Origin of the sequence: Amycolatopsis regifaucium, assembly GCF_001613935.1 — a bacterium.
In the GTDB taxonomy this organism is placed as follows: domain Bacteria; phylum Actinomycetota; class Actinomycetes; order Mycobacteriales; family Pseudonocardiaceae; genus Amycolatopsis; species Amycolatopsis regifaucium.
On record NZ_LQCI01000018.1, the window covers coordinates 159,663 to 181,464 of the forward strand.

Annotated in this window: 24 protein-coding genes and 1 pseudogene; 5 read left to right on the forward strand and 20 right to left on the reverse strand. The window is 67.5% G+C overall.

What is annotated here, in order from left to right; genetic code table 11:
- Nucleotides 1-73: 73 nt before the first annotated feature.
- The 6 genes from ehuA to AVL48_RS20450 all read right to left on the reverse strand — a co-directional run bounded on the left by ehuA (nt 74) and on the right by AVL48_RS20450 (nt 5,936).
- A complete protein-coding gene (gene ehuA, locus AVL48_RS20425; RefSeq protein ID WP_061982266.1) occupies nt 74-838 on the reverse strand; it encodes an ectoine/hydroxyectoine ABC transporter ATP-binding protein EhuA in 765 nt (254 codons plus the stop codon).
- Nucleotides 839-845: 7 nt separating this feature from the next.
- The gene (gene ehuD, locus AVL48_RS20430) at nt 846-1,502 is read right to left on the reverse strand and encodes an ectoine/hydroxyectoine ABC transporter permease subunit EhuD (protein WP_061982267.1); all 657 of its coding nucleotides are present in this window, start codon (nt 1,500-1,502) and stop codon (nt 846-848) included.
- The gene (ehuC, locus tag AVL48_RS20435) at nt 1,502-2,197 is read right to left on the reverse strand and encodes an ectoine/hydroxyectoine ABC transporter permease subunit EhuC (RefSeq protein ID WP_061982268.1); all 696 of its coding nucleotides are present in this window, start codon (nt 2,195-2,197) and stop codon (nt 1,502-1,504) included. Before ehuC ends, ehuD begins: the two co-directional genes overlap by 1 nt.
- Nucleotides 2,198-2,210: 13 nt before the next feature.
- Nucleotides 2,211-3,104: an ectoine/hydroxyectoine ABC transporter substrate-binding protein EhuB gene (ehuB, locus tag AVL48_RS20440; RefSeq protein WP_061982269.1), complete on the reverse strand. Its 894-nt coding sequence runs from the start codon at nt 3,102-3,104 to the stop codon at nt 2,211-2,213.
- Between the two features lie 117 nt (nt 3,105-3,221).
- On the reverse strand, nt 3,222-5,243 hold the full coding sequence (locus AVL48_RS20445) for a protein meaA (protein ID WP_074038197.1): 2,022 nt from the start codon (nt 5,241-5,243) through the stop codon (nt 3,222-3,224).
- A 114-nt stretch (nt 5,244-5,357) separates the two neighbouring features.
- Nucleotides 5,358-5,936 (reverse strand): hypothetical protein, encoded by a 579-nt coding sequence (locus AVL48_RS20450; protein WP_061982270.1) that lies wholly within the window; start codon nt 5,934-5,936, stop codon nt 5,358-5,360.
- 155 nt (nt 5,937-6,091) lie between these two features.
- Here AVL48_RS20450 and AVL48_RS20455 point away from each other — a divergent pair, with 155 nt between their 5' ends.
- The 3 genes from AVL48_RS20455 (at nt 6,092) to AVL48_RS20465 (ending at nt 8,394) form a co-directional block, all read left to right on the forward strand.
- The gene (locus AVL48_RS20455; RefSeq protein ID WP_061982271.1) at nt 6,092-6,715 is read left to right on the forward strand and encodes a LysE family translocator; all 624 of its coding nucleotides are present in this window, start codon (nt 6,092-6,094) and stop codon (nt 6,713-6,715) included.
- Nucleotides 6,716-6,776: 61 nt separating this feature from the next.
- Nucleotides 6,777-7,442 carry an LPXTG cell wall anchor domain-containing protein gene (locus AVL48_RS20460; RefSeq protein ID WP_244162481.1) on the forward strand — a complete coding sequence of 222 codons (666 nt, stop codon included), beginning with the start codon at nt 6,777-6,779 and terminating at the stop codon, nt 7,440-7,442.
- 79 nt (nt 7,443-7,521) lie between these two features.
- Nucleotides 7,522-8,394, forward strand: coding sequence for a trypsin-like serine protease (locus tag AVL48_RS20465; RefSeq protein ID WP_061982272.1), 873 nt, complete (start codon nt 7,522-7,524; stop codon nt 8,392-8,394).
- 124 nt (nt 8,395-8,518) lie between these two features.
- Here the strand turns inward: AVL48_RS20465 and murA are convergent, their stop codons facing one another.
- Nucleotides 8,519-9,793, reverse strand: coding sequence for a UDP-N-acetylglucosamine 1-carboxyvinyltransferase (murA, locus tag AVL48_RS20470; RefSeq protein ID WP_061982273.1), 1,275 nt, complete (start codon nt 9,791-9,793; stop codon nt 8,519-8,521).
- Between the two features lie 61 nt (nt 9,794-9,854).
- Here murA and AVL48_RS20475 point away from each other — a divergent pair, with 61 nt between their 5' ends.
- On the forward strand, nt 9,855-10,427 hold the full coding sequence (locus tag AVL48_RS20475; RefSeq protein WP_061982274.1) for a cob(I)yrinic acid a,c-diamide adenosyltransferase: 573 nt from the start codon (nt 9,855-9,857) through the stop codon (nt 10,425-10,427).
- A 74-nt stretch (nt 10,428-10,501) separates the two neighbouring features.
- Here the strand turns inward: AVL48_RS20475 and AVL48_RS40145 are convergent, their stop codons facing one another.
- Nucleotides 10,502-10,660 carry a hypothetical protein gene (locus tag AVL48_RS40145; RefSeq protein ID WP_244162480.1) on the reverse strand — a complete coding sequence of 53 codons (159 nt, stop codon included), beginning with the start codon at nt 10,658-10,660 and terminating at the stop codon, nt 10,502-10,504.
- Between the two features lie 202 nt (nt 10,661-10,862).
- Here AVL48_RS40145 and AVL48_RS38425 point away from each other — a divergent pair.
- Nucleotides 10,863-11,033 (forward strand): annotated as a pseudogene (locus AVL48_RS38425) (transposase); the annotation flags it as partial.
- A 29-nt stretch (nt 11,034-11,062) separates the two neighbouring features.
- On the opposite strand, the gene AVL48_RS40725 reads toward AVL48_RS38425, so the two are convergent.
- The 12 genes from AVL48_RS40725 to AVL48_RS20540 form a co-directional block, all read right to left on the reverse strand.
- The gene (locus AVL48_RS40725) at nt 11,063-12,010 is read right to left on the reverse strand and encodes a cold-shock protein (protein ID WP_061982276.1); all 948 of its coding nucleotides are present in this window, start codon (nt 12,008-12,010) and stop codon (nt 11,063-11,065) included.
- A gap of 147 nt (nt 12,011-12,157) precedes the next feature.
- On the reverse strand, nt 12,158-13,393 hold the full coding sequence (gene aroA / locus AVL48_RS20490; RefSeq protein WP_061982277.1) for a 3-phosphoshikimate 1-carboxyvinyltransferase: 1,236 nt from the start codon (nt 13,391-13,393) through the stop codon (nt 12,158-12,160).
- A gap of 33 nt (nt 13,394-13,426) precedes the next feature.
- The gene (locus AVL48_RS20495; protein ID WP_061982278.1) at nt 13,427-13,861 is read right to left on the reverse strand and encodes a DUF2550 domain-containing protein; all 435 of its coding nucleotides are present in this window, start codon (nt 13,859-13,861) and stop codon (nt 13,427-13,429) included.
- Nucleotides 13,862-13,886: 25 nt separating this feature from the next.
- Nucleotides 13,887-14,252 carry a F0F1 ATP synthase subunit epsilon gene (locus AVL48_RS20500; protein ID WP_061982404.1) on the reverse strand — a complete coding sequence of 122 codons (366 nt, stop codon included), beginning with the start codon at nt 14,250-14,252 and terminating at the stop codon, nt 13,887-13,889.
- A gap of 114 nt (nt 14,253-14,366) precedes the next feature.
- A complete protein-coding gene (atpD, locus tag AVL48_RS20505; RefSeq protein ID WP_061982279.1) occupies nt 14,367-15,791 on the reverse strand; it encodes a F0F1 ATP synthase subunit beta in 1,425 nt (474 codons plus the stop codon).
- On the reverse strand, nt 15,791-16,729 hold the full coding sequence (locus AVL48_RS20510; RefSeq protein ID WP_061982280.1) for a F0F1 ATP synthase subunit gamma: 939 nt from the start codon (nt 16,727-16,729) through the stop codon (nt 15,791-15,793). Before AVL48_RS20510 ends, atpD begins: the two co-directional genes overlap by 1 nt.
- Before the next feature lie 11 nt (nt 16,730-16,740).
- Entirely contained in the window at nt 16,741-18,378 is a 1,638-nt protein-coding gene (gene atpA / locus AVL48_RS20515) for a F0F1 ATP synthase subunit alpha (RefSeq protein ID WP_061982281.1), read from the reverse strand.
- 53 nt (nt 18,379-18,431) lie between these two features.
- On the reverse strand, nt 18,432-19,253 hold the full coding sequence (locus AVL48_RS20520; RefSeq protein ID WP_061982282.1) for a F0F1 ATP synthase subunit delta: 822 nt from the start codon (nt 19,251-19,253) through the stop codon (nt 18,432-18,434).
- A gap of 6 nt (nt 19,254-19,259) precedes the next feature.
- Nucleotides 19,260-19,817: a F0F1 ATP synthase subunit B gene (locus tag AVL48_RS20525; protein ID WP_061982283.1), complete on the reverse strand. Its 558-nt coding sequence runs from the start codon at nt 19,815-19,817 to the stop codon at nt 19,260-19,262.
- Between the two features lie 34 nt (nt 19,818-19,851).
- Nucleotides 19,852-20,109: an ATP synthase subunit c family protein gene (locus AVL48_RS20530; RefSeq protein ID WP_061982284.1), complete on the reverse strand. Its 258-nt coding sequence runs from the start codon at nt 20,107-20,109 to the stop codon at nt 19,852-19,854.
- A gap of 60 nt (nt 20,110-20,169) precedes the next feature.
- Nucleotides 20,170-20,967 carry a F0F1 ATP synthase subunit A gene (gene atpB / locus AVL48_RS20535; protein WP_061982285.1) on the reverse strand — a complete coding sequence of 266 codons (798 nt, stop codon included), beginning with the start codon at nt 20,965-20,967 and terminating at the stop codon, nt 20,170-20,172.
- A 379-nt stretch (nt 20,968-21,346) separates the two neighbouring features.
- Entirely contained in the window at nt 21,347-21,802 is a 456-nt protein-coding gene (locus tag AVL48_RS20540; RefSeq protein WP_061982286.1) for a Cg1360 family ATP-synthase-associated protein, read from the reverse strand.

The following is a 21,802-nucleotide window of genomic DNA, read 5'->3' on the forward strand; positions in this document are numbered from 1 at the left end:
CTTCGACGGTAACCGACCGGAACGTCCGGCGATACGGGTCCAGGGCTCGTACCGACGCCTTCCCGCGGCTCCCTCAGGCGCGGTCGATCACGGCCTTGAGGAACCGCCGCGTCCGATCGTGATCGGGGTCGTTGAACAGCTTCTCCGGCGTGGCGTCCTCCAGCACCTGCCCCTGGTCGAACATCATCACCCGATCCGAAACGTCCCGCGCGAACTGCATTTCGTGCGTGACGCAGAGGATCGTGATGTCGGTCGACGCGGCGATCTCGCGCAGTACGCGCAGGACGTCCGCGACCAGTTCCGGGTCCAGCGCCGAGGTGACCTCGTCCAGCAGCAGCACGTCCGGCCGCATCGCGAGCGCGCGGGCGATCGCGACGCGCTGCTGCTGGCCACCGGAAAGCCGCGTGGGGTGCGCGTCCTTCTTGTCCGTGAGCCCCACCATTTCCAGCAGTTCGACGGCTCGTGCCTCGGCCTCGTCCCGGGGAACGCCGAGCGAGTGGATCGGCGCCTCGGTGATGTTGCGCAACACGTTCATGGTGGGGAACAGGTTGAACTGCTGGAACACCATGCCGATCCGCTTGCGCACGGCCCGCAGGTACTTCTCGTCGGCGGGCACCAGTTTCTCGCCCCGCTTCATGTGACTGAGGTAGTCGCCGCAGACCTCGATGGTGCCGCCGTCGACCCGCTCCAAGGTCATCAGCAACCGCAGGATGGTCGTCTTCCCGGACCCGCTCGGCCCGATCAGCGAGACGAACTCCCCTGGCGCGACGGTGAAATCGAGGTCCCGCAGCACCACGTGGTCGCCGTAGGACTTGACCACCTGCGAGAACCGGATCATCGGGGAATCAACTGTGGGCGGCACGTCGCTCCAACCTTCTCACCAGAATCGAAGCCGGCAGGCTCACCAGCAGGAACAGCACCCCGGCCAGGGTGTAGGGCTCGACGACACGGAACGTGTCGGCACCGACCTCCTTCGCCCTCGCCAGGACGTCGACGACGCCGATCGCCAGCAGCAAGGGGGTTTCCTTGAACATCGAGATCGTGTAGTTGCCGAGCGCGGGCAGCACCCGCGGGACGGCTTGCGGCAGCACGACCGCGGTCCACATGCGCGTCCTCGGCAGATTCAGCGCGGTCGCGGCCTCCCACTGTCCTTTCGGGACGGCTTCGATCCCGGCACGGTAGACCTCGGCGGCGTAAGTCGCGTAATGCACGCCGAGTGCCACCACCCCGGTGACGAACGGCGACATCGTGAACCCCGTCAACGGTGGCACGACATAGAAGATCGCGAACACCTGGATCAGTAACGGGGTGCTGCGGACGAACTCGATGAACAGCCGGACCGCCTGTGACAGCACGGGAATCCCCGTCCGGCGGAGCAGCGCGAAAACCAGGCCGAGCGCGTAGGCGACGACGGAGGCGAGCAGGGTGATCTCGACGGTGACGAGAAGTCCTTCCAGCAGCAGCGGAATCGAATCGAAGGCCGCTTCCCAGCTCCAGTCCATCACACACCCCCCGCGGTGGCCGTCATCTTGGCCGGAGCCCGGCCGAGGCGCCGCGCCGCGATCCGTTCCAGCAGCCGCATCCCACTGGTGATCATGAGCGCGAGCAGCAGATAGAGCACGAGTTCCGTGCCGTAGATCCAGCCGATTTCGGCGCTGAACACCGGCCGCAGCAATTCACCTTGGCGCGCCATCTCCGGAACGCCGATGAACGACAGCAGCGCGGTGCTCTTCAGCAACTGGATGAAGAGATTGTTGAACGGCGGCAGCATTTCCGCGAACGCCTGCGGCAGGATCACCCGCCGCATCCGCTGGGCGGGGGTCAGGTTGAGCGCGATGGCGCCTTCGAACTGCGCGCGTGGGACCGAGTTCACCGCGCCTCGGACGATTTCCGCGCCGTAGGCCCCGTGGTTGAGCCCCAGCACCAGGATCCCCGCGAACAGCGGGACCAGTTGCAGGCCGACCAGTACCGGAAGCACGAAGTACAGCCAGAACAACTGGACGACTTCCGAGGTGCCACGGAAGATCTCGACGTAGCCGCGGGAAATCCCCCGCACCGTCCGGGACGGCGATCTCAGCGCGAGCCCGGCGAGAAGGGAGAGCACCACGGTGAGCGCGATACCGCCGAGCGCGGCGGTGACGGTCGCTGTAAGTCCACTGAGGACAGTCGTGATGATATGCGATACCGACGACGACATGACGTCAGCCCCGTCACACCGCGCAGAGTTTTTCGGTGGTGACGTCGGCCTTCGGCAGGTTGTCCGCCGAGAAACCGAACGGCGTCACGATCTTGGTCCATTCGCCGCTGTCGTGCAGTTTCTTGAGCTCGGCGTTGAACGCCTCGCGCAAGGGGTTGTCGTCCTTGCGGAAGACGAAGGCGCCGGCGGAGATCACCGGCTTGCCGTCCTTCATCGGATCGAAGCCGGGGGTTACTTCGGCTGCCGCGCCAGGACTCTTGCTCAGCACGTCCTTGAGGGAGATGTCGGTGAGCGCGGCGCAGTAGACCCGGCCGTCGGTGACCGCGCGGAGCATGTTGTCCTGCGAATCGAGCGTGACGATCTGGTCTTCGGCGACACCGGAATCGATGGCGTAGCCCTTCTCGACAGCGGCCGAGAGCACGGCGACCTTGACCTTCTTCGCGGCGATGTCCTCGAACTTCATGACCTGCTGCGGGTTTCCCTTCGGCACCAGCAAAGCGGTCAGCGCCGAGTAGTCGGGGATCGAGAAGGCCGCGGCGTCGCACCGTTCCTTTTTGATGTTCATCCCGGCCGCGACGACGTCGTACTTCCTGGCGTTGAGCGCGGGGATCAGCTGGTCGAAGGAGACCGCTTCGGCTTCGACGTTGTCGATACCCATGGCCTTGAAGACGGCGCGGGCGACTTCGGGCGCCTCGCCGGTCACCTTGCCACTCTGATCGGTGAAGCCGTAAGGCGCTTCGTTCGCGATTCCGATCTTGATCTTCTTCGCGCTCTTGGCCGCCTGTAACGCGTCTCCGGAAGACGTCGACGTGCACGCCGCCAACAGCACCGGACCGCCGATCGTCACCGCCCCCAGGACCGCGGACCGCCGGAAGAACTCCCGCCTCGACCACTCGCCGTGCACCATAGCGGCACCTCGTTTCGATCAATCGGTTTAATCGAAACGTAGGTGGGTACCTTTGTCCGGGCAGCGTGAGCGGCTCACTCACCATCCGCCGTTACGGTACCGAGATTTACGGTGACTTTAGGTGCTCAGACCGTGGCGCTCACGCACCAATCCGACAATTCCGTCCATGATGTCGGTGAGTTCGTAGTCCTTGGGCGTGAAGACCCGCGCGATCCCGCGCTCCAGAAGGAGTTTCTCGTCGTCGGGCGGGATGATGCCGCCGACGATGACCGGGATGTCGCCCGCGCCCGCGGCTCGCAGCCCGTCCACGACCTGCGGCACGACCTCGAGATGCGAACCCGAGAGCACCGAAAGCCCGACCACGTGCACGCCCTCCTGGACGGCGGCCGCGACGATCTGTTCCGGGGTGAGCCGGATCCCCTGGTACACCACCTCGAAACCGACGTCACGCGCCCGCACGGCCACCTGCTCGGCGCCGTTGGAATGCCCGTCGAGACCGGGTTTGCCGACCAGGATCCGCAGCCGCTCGCCGATCTCGGTGCTCGTCGCCTTGACCCGGTCACGCACGCGGCGGATCTCCTCGTTGCCCTCGCCCGCCGCCGCGGACGCGGAAACCCCGGTGGGAGCGCGGTATTCGCCGAACACCTCGCGCAGCGCCCCCGACCATTCACCGGTGGTGACGCCGGCGCGGGCGCAGTCGATCGTGGCCTCGAACAGATTCTCCGAAGTTTTCGCGACGGCCTTCAGCTTCTCCAGCGAAGACTCGACGGCCGCGTTGTCGCGGCGCGCCCGCCATTCCTCGATCGCGCTGACGGCCTGCTTCTCGACGGCCGGGTCGATCGTTTCGATCGCCTTGGCACCTTCGGCCTGCAGTGGCGACGGCTCGGTGGTGTCGAATTTGTTGACCCCGACCAGGATCCGCTCGCCGTTCTCCATACCGCGCCGGTACTCGGCGAGCGAGGCGACGAGTTGCGACTTCATGTAGCCGCTCTCGACGGCCGCGACCGCGCCGCCGAGATCCCGCACCCGCGCGATCTCCTCCCGTGCGCCCGCCATGATCTCGTCGACCTTGGCCTGGATGACGTGCGAGCCGTCGAAGATGTCCTCGTATTCCAGGAGGTCAGTTTCGAAGGCCAGCACCTGCTGCATCCGCAACGCCCACTGCTGGTCCCACGGCCGGGGCAGGCCGAGCGCCTCGTTCCAGGCGGGCAGCTGGATCGCGCGAGCCCTGGCGCCGCGGGAAAGCGAGACCGCGAGCATTTCCAGCACGATGCGCTGGACGTTGTTCTCCGGCTGAGCCTCGGTGAGTCCCAGCGAGTTGACCTGGACGCCGTAGCGCAGCCGCCGCGCCTTCGGATCCGTTACGCCGTAACGATCACGGGTGATCTCGTCCCAGAGCGCGGTGAAGGCGCGCATCTTCGACATCTCTTCGACGAACCGCACCCCGGCGTTGACGAAGAAGGAGATCCGCGCGACCACCTTGGCCATGTCGGCCTCTTCGACCTGGCCGGAATCCCGGACGGCGTCGAGGACGGCGATGGCGGTGCACAGCGCGTACGCGACCTCTTGCGTCGGCGTCGCACCGGCTTCCTGCAGGTGGTAGCTGCAGATGTTGATCGGGTTCCACTTCGGCACGTGGTGCACCGTCCACGCGATCATGTCGGTGATCAGGCGGAGGCTCGGGCCCGGCGGGAAGATGTAGGTGCCGCGGGAGAGGTATTCCTTGATGATGTCGTTCTGGGTGGTGCCGGTGAGCTTGGCCAGCACCTCGTCCACGTCGCGGCCCTCGGCTTCGGCCTGCTCGCGCGCCACGGAGACGTAGAGCGCCAGCAGCCACATGGCGGGCGCGTTGATCGTCATCGACGTGTTGGCCTCGGCGAGCGGGATGCCGTCGAACAGGCGCCGCATGTCCCCGAGATGCGAGATCGGGACGCCGACCTTGCCGACCTCACCCTTGGAGAGCTGGTGATCCGGGTCGTAACCGGTCTGCGTCGGCAGATCGAAGGCGACCGAGAGACCCGTCTGTCCCTTGGCGAGGTTGCGTCGGTAAAGCTCGTTGGACGCGGCCGCGGACGAGTGACCGGCGTAGGTCCGCATCACCCAGGGTCGGTCCCGTTCACGGTCCGTGGGATAGGGCACGGTGCACCTCCGGCGCTGGACGACCCACCGAGTGTACCGGCCGGTAACATCGGCCGCGCAGTTGTATCGAACACAGTCGAGTCATTCTCGGTGGCTGAATCGAACACAGTCGGGTCATTCTCCGACGGCGTGGACCTCTGGCGGCTTGTTGCGCTGCCGCGCCTCTTCGACGGCCTTCGCCAGCTTCTCGCGCACCTTGCCGACCTCGCTGACCCCCACCAGGATGACCGGCGCCTGCCTGCCCTTGCCGTGGCCGGTGCCGTAATTCGCCGACGCCCACGCCAGCACGCCGAGCCTGCCGAACGTGATCGTCCCGGTCTTGCCGGGTCCCGGTGTGACGACGGGGTCGTCCAACTCCGCCAGCGACGCGGACTCGTCCTTGCGGCGCACCAGGGAACTGGTCGCGAGGACCCGGCCGTCCGTCACCGCGTAAGTTGTCGAGGCGAGCCGGAGATAGCGGATGAGCGGCCTGCCGGCGAGATGGAAGACGCCCGCCACGGTGAGCACCGACCAGGCGATCACAAGGAACGCCGTTTCGTGGTGGTGGAAGAAGAACACGGTGACGCCGCCCAGCCAGAGCAAACCGAACGGGACGTTGAAGTAGTCACCGGGGTTGAAGAGGGGCCTGCGCACCGGGTGCCCGGCCCAGATGACCCGTTCGCCCGGCAGGAGGTCGATCTGCCCCTCATGCATGCCAAGGCACACTACCCGCGACTCTCCCGGGTGACAGTGTCCGATCGTCGGTCTCTCGCTGCATCGTCCGGGGGAAGAACGCCCCGCCACCTCGCCGGGCACTGTGACCGAAATCCGCGAGACTCGTCCGCGCGCGGCGTCTAGCGTGTGCCACTGTGACCTGGAGTTCGTACAGCAGCTATTTGCTCATCGTCGTCCTGATCGTCCTCGCCCCCGGCCCGGACACGATGGTGATGCTCAAGAATTCGCTGTCCGGCGGCAGCCACGGGGGATTCCTCGCCACAGCCGGCATCTTCGTGGGCAACGTCGTCCAGGGCACCGCCGCCGCACTCGGCCTCGGGGTCGTGATCGCGCAGTCGCAGCCCGTGTTCGTGACGCTCAAGTGGCTCGGCGCGGCCTACCTGGTCTTCCTCGGTTTCCAGGCGCTGCGCGGCGCGTGGCGGGGTGACTACTCCGGCGTCGAGGCGGTGAAACACCAACGGGCGGGCGGATTCCGCCGCTTCCGCGAAGGTTTCGTCTCCAACATCACCAATCCGAAGGTCCTCGTCCTGTATCTGTCGGTCCTCCCGCAGTTCCTCGACCCCGCGACGACGTCCGCGTGGCACGCGCTGCTGCTCGCCTACACCGTCGCGGTACTGGGCTTCATCTGGCTGATGGTGCTGCTGTTCTTCGTGCACCGGGTGCGGACCTGGCTGGAACGCCGCAAGGTCCGCCGCGCGCTCGACGGCGTCACCGGCACCGCGCTGGTCGGTTTCGGCGCCGCGCTCGTGTTCGAGTAACCCCTACGGTCGTTCACGCGATACTCCATATGTCGCAATGGGCGCGACTTAGGAGGCTTCGATGAACAAGAAGACCTACGGCGTTATCGCCGGAGCCGCCTTCTCCCTCGTTCTTTTCGGCGCGGGCGTGGCCGACGCCGTCGAGCACGGCAACGGCGGCACCCCGCCCGGTCACGCTCAGGACACCACCAAACCGCAGCCGCCGTCCAAAGCGGACTTCTCCGGGCACGGCGCGAACAAGCACGGGCCGTACGACTCCACGCGGGACGGATCGCCGTCCGCCAACGGCAACGGCGGTGGCGAAGCCGTCGGGAAGCCTTGCGCGGGCTGCGTCGGCAAGGCGGACAACAAGAACCCGCGCGGCCAGCTGCCCGGCGGCTCGGACGCCAACGCGGGCTACGAATGCGACCGCAACCACGGTGTCGGCCGCGGCAACCCGGCGCATACCGCCTGCGTACCGGACCGGACACCGCCCGCCACGAACCCGCCGGTCGAGACTCCCCCACCCGGGGGACCGCGCGCCGAGGTCGTCGTTCCCGCTGTCGTGCCGGTGGCGGCCCCCGTCGCCGCGGCCGCCGCACCCCGCGCCGACGTCGCCGTCGCGAGCTCTCCTTCGCTGGCCAAGACCGGTTTCGAGTTCGAACCCGCGCTGCTGACCGGGCTGGGCTTGCTGACCGCGGGCGGTGCCGCGGTGTTCGCGGGAACCCGGCGGCGCCGGGACGCGTGACTACTTTCGGCGGCTGACTTTCGGGCCGTCCACCACGTTGAATGCCGTCTCCGGAAGCACTCAGCCGAGGAGGCCGTTCGTGAGGTTCACCCCCGCCGCCACCGTCGCGGCGCTGGCCGCCGCCCTGCTACTGGGCGGCGCCAACGCCGCGCCCGCCATCAACTCCTACCACGCCACCCCGGCACCGGAACGCACGGAAGTCGGCGCGCTCATCGCCACCTGGGACAACGACGGCGACCCGGCGACGCCCGACCGGGTCGACTGGGTGTGCTCCGGCACCATGGTCGACGCCGACACGTTCCTCACCGCCGCGCACTGCACCACCGACTGGCCGTCCGACGTGCGGTTCTACGTCTCGCTCGACCAGGACGTACAGGCGGGCTTGGACGCGGCCGCGAAGAAGTACCCAGGCAACCCGACCGCGATCGCGAAGGCCGTCGCCGTGGCGGGTGTCGCGCACAGCGAGCCCGGCTATCCCGGCAACTCCGCCGACTCGCACGACATCGCCGTCGTCCAGCTGCCTGCCGAACAGGTCGCCGCACACTGGACCTTCACCCCCGCCAAGCTGCCCCGAATGGGCCAGCTCGACGCACTCGGTCCGCAGGGCCTGAACTCGACGCCGTTCGTGGTCGCGGGCTACGGCACGCAGGAAGCCGTGAACGGCCCTGGCGGGCACACTCACCCTGGCGGTGGCGTCCGGATGAAGGCGCCCGTCACCTTCAACGCGCTGAACAACACGTGGGTGCGGCTCGCGATGACGGCGCCCCAGGGCAACGGCGGCGCCTGCTACGGCGATTCGGGCGGGCCGAACTTCGCCACCATCGGCGGCGAGCGCGTCCTCGTGTCGACGACCATCACCGGTGACGGCCCCTGCTACGCCACCAACGTCACCTACCGGCTGGACTCGCCGACGTCGCGGGACTTCCTCGCGGCGTTCGTCGCCCTGCCCTGATCGCGACTCGGGCGTAGAGGCCCACGGCTGAGCCGCAAGCACCTCGAAAGTGTCCTCTTTGGTCACTTCGCGCGGTTCCGCCGGAAGTCGTGAGTGCTGAATAGGGGTCAGAACGCGCGTTGAGTCATGCTCGCTCGGGTTCCCCCGCGACGCGCTCGATGCGGGCGCCGAGCCGGTTGAGGTTCTCCACGAAATGCGGGTAGCCGCGGTCGATGTGGAAGACGTCCCAGACCTCGGTGACGCCGTCGGCGCACAGCCCGGCGAGCACCAGCCCGGCGCCCGCCCGGATGTCCGACGCCCACACCGGCGCGCTGGAAAGCCGCTCCACGCCACGGACGACGGCGTGGTGCCCGTCGGTGCGCGCGTCGCCGGAGAGCCGCATCATCTCCTCGATGAACCGGAACCGAGCCTCGTAGATGTTCTCGGTGATCATCGACGTCCCGTCGGCCACCGCCGAGAGCGCCACCGCGAACGGCTGCAGGTCGGTCGCGAAGCCGGGGTACGGCAGCGTCACCCAGTCGACCGCCTTCGGCCGCTCGGGCTGAACGATCCGGAAGCCTTTGCCGTCGAACGTCTCGACCTCGGCGCCCGCCAGGCGGAGCTTGTCGAGGACCAGGTCCAGGTGGTGCGGGTTGACGCCGCGGACGGTCAGGTCGCCCCGGGTCATCGCGGCGGCGAACGCCCACGTCGCGCCGACGATCCGGTCGCCGATCACGCGGTGCTCGGTCGGGTTCAGCTTCTCGACGCCCTCGACGGTGAGGGTCGAGGTGCCCGCGCCCTCGATCTTCGCGCCCATGTCGGTGAGCATCGTGCAGATGTCGACGATCTCGGGCTCGCGCGCGGCGTTGTCGATGACCGTGGTGCCCTCGGCGAGGACGGCGGCCATCAGGATGTTCTCGGTGGCGCCGACACTCGGGAAGTCCAGCCAGATCTGCGCGCCCCGCAGGCCGTCGGCCTTCGCCACGACGCAGCCGTGCTCGATGGTGCTGGTGGCGCCCAGCTTGCGGAGGCCGTTCTGGTGCATGTCCAGCGGCCGCGAGCCGATCGCGTCACCACCCGGTAGCGCCACGACGGCCTGCTTGAGCCTGCCGACCAACGGCCCCAATACGCAGACGGACGCGCGCAGCTTGCCCATCGCGGCCGAATCGGCGCGGTGCGACAGCTCGGCGGGGGTGGTGATCTTCGCGGTGTCACCGTCGATGACGACGTCGCAACCCACACTGCGGAGGACGTCGCCCATCAGCGGGACGTCCAGGATCTGGGGGCAGTTCGTGATGGTGGTGGTGCCCTCGGCCAGCAGGGCCGCGGCCATCAATTTCAGGACACTGTTCTTCGCCCCGACCACGTCGACCTCGCCGACCAGCCGTGCTCCGCCGTGCACGTCGAAGTGCTCACTCATGGGCGCCAATCATGCCCTCTCGTCCCGATTTGCCTTACGCCGGGCCGGTAGAGTCGGTTTCATGGTCGTTCGCATCAACCGCGTGTACACGAAGGTCGGCGACAACGGAACCACGGCGCTCGGCGACGGCTCACGGGTGCCGAAGACGTCGCCGCGGCTGGCCGCGTACGCCGATGTCGACGAAGCCAATTCCGTCATCGGGCTCGCCCTCGCGATGGGCGGTCTGACGGCGGAGATCGCCGAGGTCCTGCGTGCGCTGCAGAACGATCTCTTCGACGTCGGCGCGGATCTGTGCGCGCCGATCGTGGAGAACCCGCCGTACGAACCGCTGCGCATCACCGAGCGGTACATCGAGCGGCTCGAAGGCTGGTGCGACGAATTCAACGAGCGCGTGCCGAAGCTGACGTCGTTCATCCTGCCGGGTGGCACCCCGGGCGCGGCCTTCCTGCATCAGGCCCGCACGGTCGCCCGGCGGGCCGAGCGCTCCGGCTGGGCGCTGTACGAGGCCGAGCAGGCCACGACGAACCAGCTGGCGATCAAGTACCTGAACCGGCTTTCGGATCTGCTGTTCATCCTGTCCCGGCTGGCGAACCCGGACGGCGACATCCTGTGGCAGCCCGGCGGCGCGAGCTGAAGCGGACTTTCTCCGCGTAAGAAGCGGTGAAGGACGCTTTCCCCGCATCGGCTGCGGGGAAAGCGTCCTTCAGCTCACAATCGGCCCTGTTCCTGTGCTGCCCAATAGCGCTCGAGGTCGACTTCGGGTGTGCCGTCCTTGCCCGGGTCGATCGCCTTCATCGTGATCGTGTCCTCCAGGGACACGGGCTCGGGAAGGTGGCTCCAGCGGTTCGCGTCCTCGCTCTGAGTCATAAGCCGAGAATAGACGGGTATCACGTCGGGAACCCGGTAGAAATGCCGCTTCGTGATGATCCCATGTTTCTTCGGTGCATTTAGCGGACTAAGACCTGGTCTCAAAACTCAAGGGTGTGTCACTGCGTAACCTGCCGGTCCTGGTCGTCGATCGTGGGCAGTCGTGGCGAAGACGACGCAGCAGCGGCGGGTCGAAGACCGGTTGTGGGAGCTGATCGAACCCCTGATCCCGTCCCGACCAGCGCCGCGCGGTCCGGGTGGGCGGCCCCGGGTCGATGACCGTGCCGCGCTAGAGGGGATTTTGTTCGTGCTCGACACCGGCTGCCGCTGGCGAGACCTACCCGAGCAGCTCGGATGCGGTTCCGGGCACACCGACAGGCGGCCCTCGGTAGGGCCGCCTCTTCAGAGGCGTTCGATGCGGTCGGCCTGCGGGCCCCGGTCGCTCTGACGCACCGCGTACCGGACCCGGTCACCCTTCTGCAGCGGCTCCGACCCCATGATCACGGACACGTGGACGAAGAGATCGTCGCCGCCTGCGTCCGGGGTGATGAAGCCGAAGCCGCGGTCGTCGTCGTAGCGCGCGACAACACCCTCCCCGCCTCGTACGGGCACGTCCCGCGCCGCCGGCCCTGCGGCCGCGGCAGGCGCCGACCGCTGCGGCGCCGTCTGGGGCTCGGCGCCCCGGACCAGGTGCACGTCGCGGGCCTGCGGGCCCTTGTCTCCACTAGCCACCTCGTAGGCGACGCGGTCGCCCTCCGCGAGCCACGTCAGCCCCTCGGCCAGGGCCCGGGCGTGAACGAAGACGTCCCCGGCGCCGGAGTCGGGGTTGATGAAGCCGAAGCCCTTGTCCTCGTCGTACCAGGCCACCGTGCCGTCGGCACCGTCCGCGATACCAGCCGCAGCGGGTGAGCCGGCCCCTGCTCCCAGCGGGATCACGTGCCCGGCCTGCGGGCCGCGCTCGCCTTCGACGATCAGGAAGGCCACCCGCTGCCCCTCGGTGACCACGCCGCCGGTCACGATGGCGGAGCTGTGCACGAAGATATCGGCGCCGCCGCCGTCCGGCGACGCGAAGCCGTACCCCTTGCCCGGCTCGTACCAGTTGACGGTGCCGAGCAGGCCCACGGCGCTGCCGGTGGCCGCATCGGCGGTGACGCGAACGCTCAGCGCCTGGGGCCCGCGGTCGTTCTCGCCGACCTCGAACACGACGGCCTGACCCTCGCGGAGCACTTTCGCGCCGCCGTCCCCGACGATCTCGGAGGCGTGCACGAACACGTCCGGCGAGCCGTCCTCGGGCGCGAGGAAGCCGAAACCCCGTTCGGCGTCGAACCAACGGACGGTCCCTTGCGGCATCAAAGACTCCAGGTCGAGAGGGCGGGCACTGGCCCCCAGTCTCCCTGACAGGCCTCCGGTCCGTCGGGCCGGGTCCACAGGCAGGCGGTGCGGAGCCAGGGGCGGGCCGTTGGTCGCCTAGCGACACGCCGAGTTTCGAGACCAGGTCTAAAGGCCCCAGGAAGCCCGGAGTGTGGCGAGGGCGTCATGGAAGCCGGGGAACGTCTTCTTCACGCAACCCGGATCGTCCAGTGTGATCCCCGCGGTACGCAGCCCCGTGACGCTGAACGCCATCGCGATCCGGTGATCCCGGCGGCACTTCACGAGCGTCCCCGTCGGCGCGCCCGGCTGGATCTCGATCCAGTCCCGCCCCGTTTCGACCGCGACGCCCATCGCGCGCAGGTTCTCCTCGCAGGCGGCCAGCCGGTCGCATTCCTTGATCCGGGTGTTGTAGACGTCCTCGATCCGCATCGGCCCGTCCGCGAACGGCGCGATGGCCGCGAGCGTCGGCACGGTGTCGGAGATGTCGCGCATGTTCACCGTGACTCCGCGCAACCCGCCCGTTCCGGTCACGGTGACCGCGTCCGAACCCACCTCGACGTCCGCGCCCATCTGCCGCAGGACCTCGACGAACTGAAGATCCCCTTGCAACGCGCCCGCGCCCAGTCCCGGAATCGTCACGGAACGCCCGGTCAGCGCGGCGGCGGCGAAGAAGTAGCTCGACGTCGAAGCGTCGGGCTCGATCTCGTAGCGGCAGGCCCGATACGGCGTGGGCGGCACGACGAACGTGTCACCGTCCCGGACGACCTCGACGCCGAAACGCCGCATCATCGCGATGGTGATCTCGACATACGGCACCGAAACGAGGTCGGTCACGGTGATCCGCAGTCCCTCTGCGGTCAGCGGGCCGACCAGCAGCAACGCGGTCAGGAACTGTGACGACAGCCCCGCGTCCAGCGTGAGCGCCCCGCCCCTGATCCCGGCGGCCCGTACCGCCAGCGGATGGTGTCCTGGCGAGCCTTCGAAGGTGAGATCAACCCCCAGTTCGAGCAGCGCGTCGGTGAGCGGCCCCAGCGGGCGGGCACGCATCTGCTCGGAAGCGTCGAACCGGAAGGTCCCGTGGCCGGCGGCGGCCAGCGCGGGGAGAAAACGCGCGGTGGTGGCGCCGTCGCGGCAGAAGACGTCGGCGCTGTCGACGGCGGGGCCTTCGGGACGGCCCTCGATGGTCCACTCCTCATCGGAGCGGGTGACCTGGTAGCCGAGCTTGAGCAGCCCCTCGGCGAAGCCCTCGGAGTCGTCCGAGCGCAGTGGCCTGCTCAGCACCGTCGTGCCGGGCGCGGCGGCCGCGAGGAACAGGCCTCGGGCGGTGATCGACTTCGAACCGGGGATGTCGACGATGGTCACGCCGCGAGCATACGACGTCTCGGCGGAACCGATTCAGGAAGCGCGCGGAAGCCGACGTCCGGGCGGGGCCGACTCAAGCCAGGAGAGGAAGCCGGTGAGAGCGCCGGGGCCCATCGCGATCTCGATCGCCTCCTGCGTGGCGGACTCACACCGCAGGACGATCGAACCTTCGGGGACGGCGTACGCCTCGGTACCGGACGGGTCGCGCCTGTCCGCTACCTCCATGCTCACGCGCTCGAACACGCGGTCAGGGCCGGTCCGCAGGCTCCAGACGCGGAACCAGACGAACTGCTCGCCCTCGTAGCGGCCCAGCCCCAGATGCCAGCTGGACCGCGCCTCGTCCGGACGCCACCGCAGCGCGACGCTCACGCCGCCACCGCGGCGCATCCGGACCCATCGCAACGAATACCAGGCCGCGAGCACGGCCAGGATGGTCAGGGCCCCGAGAACACCCACGGCGATTTCCACGGCCCGGCCCCTGTCCTTCGCCCGGTCAGACTGACTGACCGGCCGCGCGGAGCTGGGCGGTCGCCCTAGCCCGCTCTTGCTCGTCTTCGCCGCTCAGCGCCCTCTTGGCCGCGTCGACGTCGATCTCGTCCGAAAGCTCCGCGCTCTCGGCGAGGATGCTCACGCCGGTCGCGGTGACCGACAGGAAACCGCCGTGCACCGCGGCGGTCACGGTCTCGCCGTCCGTGGTGGTCACCTTGACGACGCCACCCTCGACGAGCTGCCCGAGTACAGGCTCGTGACCGGCCATGATGCCGATCTCGCCCTCGGTGGTCTGCGCCACCACGAACGTGGCGGTACCGGACCAGAGACGGCGCTCGACGGCTACCAGCTCGACAGAAATCTCAGCCACGTAGCTTCCCTTCACCTCAGGTGCTGCCACCGAGTCTAATAGTCAAAGTTCCAACTATGCGAACGGCGGGACCAGCGTCCACAGTAGACACTGATCCCGCCGCTCATCGGAACATCACTTCTTGGTGATTTCCTTGTACTTCTTCTCGAGGTCTTCGAGGCCACCGATACCCAGGAACGCCTGCTCCGGGTAGTGGTCGAAGTCGCCCTTGGTGATGCGGTCGAACGACTCGATGGTCTCCGCCAGCGGCACCGTCGAGCCCGGGATCTGCGTGAACGCCTCGGCGACCAGCATGTTCTGCGACAGGAACCGCTCGATGCGGCGCGCGCGCTGAACGGTGAGCTTGTCCTCTTCCGAGAGCTCGTCCATACCGAGGATCGCGATGATGTCCTGCAGCTCCTTGTACTTCTGCAGGATCCGGATGACCTCGGAGGCCACGCGGTAGTGGTCCTCACCGACGATGGCCGGGTCGAGAATGGTCGACGTCGACGCCAGCGGGTCCACCGCCGGGAAGATGCCCTTCTGGAACACGCCACGCGAAAGCTCCGTGGTGGCGTCCAGGTGGGCGAACGTCGTCGCCGGGGCCGGGTCGGTGTAGTCGTCCGCGGGGACGTAGATCGCCTGCATCGAGGTGATCGAACGACCACGGGTCGAGGTGATCCGCTCCTGGAGCTGACCCATCTCGTCGGCCAGCGTCGGCTGGTAACCCACGGCCGAAGGCATGCGGCCCAGCAGGGTCGACACCTCGGAACCGGCCTGGGTGAACCGGAAGATGTTGTCGATGAAGAGCAGCACGTCCTGGTTCTGCACATCGCGGAAGTACTCCGCCATGGTCAGCGCGGACAGCGCGACCCGCATACGGGTGCCCGGCGGCTCGTCCATCTGACCGAAGACGAGGGCGGTGTCGTTGATGACGCCGTCCTCGGACATCTCCAGGAAGAGGTCGTTGCCCTCACGGGTGCGCTCACCGACACCGGCGAACACCGAGGTACCACCGAAGTTCCGGGCGACACGGGTGATCATCTCCTTGATGAGCACCGTCTTGCCGACGCCGGCACCGCCGAACAGGCCGATCTTGCCACCCTCGACGTACGGGGTCAGCAGGTCGACGACCTTGAGGCCGGTCTCCAGCATCTTCGTCTTGCCTTCGAGCTGGTCGAAGGAAGGCGGGTTACGGTGGATGCCCCAGCGCTCGAGGTCGTCGCCGTAACCGGGCTCGTCGAGGCACTCGCCGAGCGCGTTGTAGACGTGGCCCTTGACCTTGTCGCCGACCGGCACCGTGATGGGGCCGCCGGTGTCGGTGACCTCGGCGCCACGGACGAGGCCGTCCTGCGGCTGGAGCGAGATGGTGCGGACGAGGTTGTCACCGAGGTGGCTGGCGACCTCGAGCGTCACCGTCTTGCGGAGCTGCTCGAACTCGATTTCGACCTTGAGCGCGTTGAACTGGTCGGGAACGGAACCGCGCGGGAATTCGACGTCGACGACCGGGCCGGTCACCGAGACGATGCGCCCCTTGGCACGGGCTTCAGTACTGGTCATCAGTCATCACTTCCTGCTGCGGTGAGAGCGTTCGCCCCACCGACGATTTCGGAGATCTCCTGGGTGATCTGCGCCTGGCGGGCCTGGTTCGCCTCCCGCGTCAACGTGTTCACCAGTTCGTTCGCGTTGTCCGACGCCGCCTTCATCGCGGTGCGGCGGGCGGCGAGTTCGGACGCGGCCGACTCGAGCATCGCCGCGAAGATCCGCGTGTTGATGTACTTCGGCAGCAACGCGCCGAGCAGCTTCTCGGCACTGGGCTCGAACTCGTAGCTCGGGAGCAGGCTCTCGGGCTTCTCCTCTTCGCCCTCGGTGTACTCGACCTCCAGCGGCGCGACGCGCTTGGCGGTCGGACGCTGGGTGAGCATCGAGACGAACTCGGTGTAGACGACGTGGATCTCGTCGACACCCAGGATGCCGTCGGCGTTGCCCGCCTCGTCGTCGGCGCCGTTCAGGAACGACTCGACGATGAGCTCACCGGCCTCCGCGGCGTTGACGTAACCGGGCTGGTCGGAGAAACCCGTCCAGCTTTCGGTCACCTCGCGGCCGCGGAACCGGTAGTAGCTCAGGCCCTTGTTGCCGGTGACGTACAGCACCGGCTCCTTGCCCTGCTCACGCAGCAGCGTGAGGAGCTCCTCGGTCGCCTTCAGCACGTTGGAGTTGTACCCACCGCACTGACCCTTGTCGCTGGTGATCACGAGGACCGCCGCGCGCTTCGGGTTCGGGCGCTCGACCAGCAACGGGTGGTCGAGGTTGGCCGAGGCGCCGGCCAGGGCCGAGAGCACGTTCGTGATCTCGTCCGAGTAGGGCCGGGACGCCGCGACCTTCGCCCGCGCCTTGGTGATGCGCGCGGTGGCGATGAGCTCCATCGCCTTGGTGATCTTGCCGATGGACTTGGTCGCCTTGATACGCGACCGGAGTTCTCGGAGTTGTGCGGCCATGAGCTATCAGCTCACTTCTTCGGTGCGGGCTTGTTGACCTTGACGGTCTCCTGCCCGACCTTCTCGGCGTCCATCGCGTCGGAGACCTCTACGAGGCTCTTGCCCTCGGCGGTGGTGAACTCCTTCTTGAACTCGTTCACCGCGTCGACCAGCCCGGCGGCGGTCTCGTCGGAGAACTTGCCCGACTCGCGGATGTCCTTGAGGAGCTCGCCGTGCTTACGACGGGCGGATTCGATGAACTCGTGGTTGAAGCGGCGCACGTCCTCGGTCGGGACCGTGTCGTAGTGCCCGTTCGTGCCGAGGTAAACCGTGACGACCTGCTCCTCGACCGGGATCGGGGAGTACTGGGGCTGCTTCAGCACCTCGTACAGGCGCGCACCGCGCTCGAGCTGCGCCTTCGACGCGTCGTCGAGGTCCGAGGCGAAAGCCGCGAAGGCCTCCAGCTCGCGGTACTGCGACAGGTCGATACGGAGCGAACCCGAAACCGACTTCATCGCCTTCACCTGCGCGGCACCACCCACGCGGGAAACCGAGATACCCACGTCGATGGCCGGACGCTGGCCGGCGTTGAACAGGTCCGACTGGAAGAAGCACTGACCGTCGGTGATCGAGATGACGTTGGTCGGGATGTAGGCCGACACGTCGTTCGCCTTGGTCTCGATGATCGGGAGACCGGTCAGCGAGCCCGCGCCCAGCTCGTCCGAGAGCTTGGCGCACCGCTCGAGGAGGCGGGAGTGCAAGTAGAAGACATCGCCGGGGAAGGCTTCACGGCCCGGCGGGCGACGCAGCAGCAGCGAGATCGCGCGGTAGGCGTCGGCCTGCTTGGTCAGGTCGTCGAACACGATGAGGACGTGCTTGCCCTCGTACATCCAGTGCTGGCCGATGGCCGAACCGGTGTACGGCGCGATCCACTTGAAGCCGGCGGAGTCCGACGCGGGGGCCGCGACGATGGTGGTGTACTCCATCGCGCCGGCGTCCTCGAGGGACTTCTTGACCGCGGCGATCGTGGAGCCCTTCTGGCCGACCGCGACGTAGATGCAGCGAACCTGCTTCTTCGGGTCGCCGGTCTCCCAGTTGGCCTTCTGGTTGATGATCGTGTCCACCGCGACGGCCGTCTTACCGGTCTTGCGGTCACCGATGATCAGCTGACGCTGGCCACGGCCGATCGGGGTCATCGCGTCGATCGCGGTGATACCGGTCTGCAGCGGCTCCGACACCGGCTGGCGCTCGACCACCGAAGCGGCCTTGACCTCCAGCGGGCGGCGGTCGGTGGTCTCGATCTCGCCGAGGCCGTCGATCGGGGCGCCCAACGGGTTCACGACCCGGCCGAGGTAACCCTCGCCGACCGGAACCGAGAGGACCTGACCGGTCCGCTTGACTTCCTGGCCTTCGACGACGGTCTCGAAGTCACCGAGGATCGCGGCACCGATGGAGCGCGCGTCCAGGTTCAGCGCCACGCCGAGGACCCCGCCGGGGAACTCGAGCAGCTCGTTGGCCATCGCCGAGGGAAGACCCTCGATGTGGGCGATACCGTCACCGGCGTCGACGACGACGCCGACTTCTTCCCGGCTCACGTCCGGGGCGTAACTCGAGACGTAGTTCTCGATCGCGCTACGGATCTCATCCGAGGAGATCGTCAGCTCCGCCATTTCAATCCCGCTCTCGCTTCGTTCGTGCCAGTGTGCAAAGTCGTTGTTGTGGGTCAGCCAGCCAACCGGCGACGCAGGGCGTCGATGCGCCCCGCGGTGCTGCCGTCGATGACCTCGTCGCCGACGCGGACGACGAGTCCGCCGCCCAGTGACGGGTCGACCTCGACGTGCAGCGCGAGCTGCCGCCCGTAAAGGGCGTTGAGCTTCTCGCTCAGCCGAGCCTGCTGCTCGTCGGACAGCGCGCTCGCGCTGGTCACCTGGGCGACCGAGCGTTCACGGCGTGCCGCGGCCAGCTGGACCAACCGCTCGAGGGCGTTGGCGACCCCACGGCCCTTGGCGCGCAGGACGACCTGCTCGACGAGGGTCTCGGTGACCACGTCCACCTTGTCGGCGAACAGGTTGCGGACGAGAGTCCGCTTCGCCTCCGCTGGGGCGGTCAGGTCGGACAGTGCCCTTTCGAGCTCCGGCGCACCCGCAACGATACGGGTGACCCGGAACAGCTGGTCTTCGACAGCGTCGATGTTCCCGGACTTCTCCGCACTGGTGAGCAGCGCTGAGCGGCCGAGGGCCTCGAGCCCGTCGGTCAGTTCTCGCGGGCTCGACCAGCGGCTGCCGGCCACGGAGTCGAGCACCTGCAGGGCCGGCTCGGAAACCTTGCCCGCGAGGATCCCGCGAACGAGGCCGATCCGGGCTTCGGGCGTGGCCGAACCGTCGGCGACGGCCCGGCGCAGGCCGATCTCCCGGTCCAGCAGGGCGACGACCGAAAGCAGCTCGTCGCCGACCGTCGCCGGGTCGGTGCCCGCGGCGGCCAGTACCTCGCCGAGACGATTCTCGGCGAGGTCGAGCGCTTCACGGCTCGCAGCATGCAGCGTCATTCTGGTCTACTTTCCCGCTCCGTTGGAGGCACCGGTGGTCTCCAGCTCGGCGAGGAACCGGTCCACGGTGCCGTGACGGCGCGCGTCGTCCGCGAGCGACTCGCCGACGATGCGGCTGGCCAGCTCGACGGAGTTACGGCCGAGTTCGGCGCGCAGCTCGGCGATGATCTGCGCCTTCTGGGCCTGCAGCTGAGCCTGGCCCTGGGCGACGATGCGCTGGGACTCGGACTCCGCCTCGGCCCGCAGCTCCGCCTTGATCTGCTCGGCTTCGAGCCGGGCGTCGTCGCGGATCTTCGCGGCCTCGGAACGGGCTTCCGCCAGCTGCGCCTTGTACTGCGCAAGGTTCTCTTCGGCTTCGGCCTGCGCCTTCTCGGCCCGCTCGATGCCACCCTCGATCAGCTTGGTCCGCTCTTCGTAGGTCGCCTCGAAACGGGGGACGACGTACTTCTTCAGAACGAACAGCAGCAGAAGGAAGGCGACGAATCCGAGGATGAGCTCGGGAATGTGCGGCAGGATCGGGTTGGGCGCTTCTTCGGCGGCCAACACCAATTCGGTCTTCAGCACAACGTCTCCTTAAAGCGAGATGAGTCGGAAGAACTCAGGCGCCGGAGGCGAGGAAGTAGATGACGATACCGATCAGCGCGAGCACCTCGGTCAGCACGAAGGTCGAGAAGGCGATGCCCTGAAGCTTGCCCTGCGCCTCCGGCTGACGGGCGGTGCCGTTGATGACCGCGGCGAAGATCAGACCCACACCGATACCGGGGCCGATGGCGCCGAGGCCGTAACCGATGGCGGCGAGACCCGGGTTGATGTTGCCAGCGGCCTCGGCAGCCTGCGCAAGAACGATGTTGCTCACGTGCGTTTCCCTTCAAACTCGGTCCGCGCGACTCACGCGGATCGGGGGCTTTTGGTGTTCTCAGTGCTCCGACGCCAGCGCGGCGCCGATGTACCCTGCGGACAGCAGCGCGAAGATGTACGCCTGCAGGATCTGGATGAAGGCCTCCAGGAACGTCATCGCGATGGCGAACAGGAACGCCACCGGCGACGCGACCTTCACGATGCCTTCGCCCTCGGTCAGCAGGAAACTCCCGCCGAGCGTGAAGACCATGATGATGAGGTGCCCGGCGAACATCGCCGCGAAGACCCGGATGGCCAGCGTGGCCGGCGCGATGAAGAACTTCTGCGCGAACTCGATGGTGGAGTACAGCGGCAGAACGAATCCGGGAATGCCCGACGGTGCCAGTTCCTTCTTGAGGTAACCCTTGAAGCCGTGGCGCTTGAACCCGACGTAGTGGTACACCGGGTAAACGACAAGGAACGCGAGAGCGACCGGGAAGCCGATTCGCGCCATGGTCGGGAACTGGAAGAACGGGATGATCCCGAACAGGTTGTTCACCAGCACGAAGCTGAAGAGGCCGAGTACGAGCGGAATGAACGGCTTGAAGTCGGCAGAGCCGATCTGTTCCCGCGCGATGTTGTTGCGGCCGAAGTTGTAGAGCGATTCGGCGATGAACTGTCCCTTACCCGGGACGACCTTCAACCGGCGCGAAGACACCATGAAGTAGGTGACGATGATGATCAGGGAGATGACCACCAGCAACATCGGCTTGGTGAAGCTCAACCAATAGCCGGAGCCGAACAACGGCGGTAGGTTGAAGTCTTTGACGCCAGGCGGCGTGAACTCCGCACCCCCGGCTAGTACCAGCGCGCCCACTGGGCTCCTTCCGGTTCTCCCGGCCGGCGTTCACTCCGCCGGGGGAATCGTCACGATCTGGACTTAACGTACCCGACACGTATCGGGCCGTCGGAGGCGGCCACCCCACGATGCGCTGAACACGGTTTCACGTTCCGCACACGAGGATTCTCGATGCAGTGCTCCCGGGAGACAGACGCCTACCAGCGGGTAAGAGGGGACGCTTCAACACCGTCGCCACACTGCTGTTCGGGGTTCGTCATCGGGAGCCGGCAGCCGAGGCCGCCGCCCATACGCGGACCATATCAGCAGGTTCGCCCGCGCCGTACAGGCGTACTACATTGGCCCCGATCGGCCGAGGACCTAGGTCCCGTCCCAGGTCAGGACCTCGGTCCCGGGATCAGCGGGAAGCGGGGATGATCGTCGGGATCTTGGTCTTGCGGAAGGCCGCGAACTCCGCGCCCGCGGCCAGCAGGATGGCCACGATCATGGTGACACCGAGCGACATCGGGTGCAGCCAGGCGACCCCTCGCAAGAGGGTCAGCGCGCCGAACAGGACGAGGATCTTGAGGACGTAACCACCGAGAGCGATCACCATCACGAACATCGGGTCCATGCCCGCGCTGAAGCGCATCATGCCCAGCGTCGCGAGCGAAGACAGGATGGCGAGCACGCCACCGATGACCGAACCCACGAGTCCGGGCATTCCATTGAGGACGGTGAACAGCACGATGCACACGAGGACCGCGGGCGGGGTGATGAGCAGTGACGCCTTCGTCATCGCGTTGGCCGCCTGCAGAACCACCTTGGCGTGGGGGTTCTCCTCCCCCTCGACGGTCTTCTCGGTCTCGCTCAC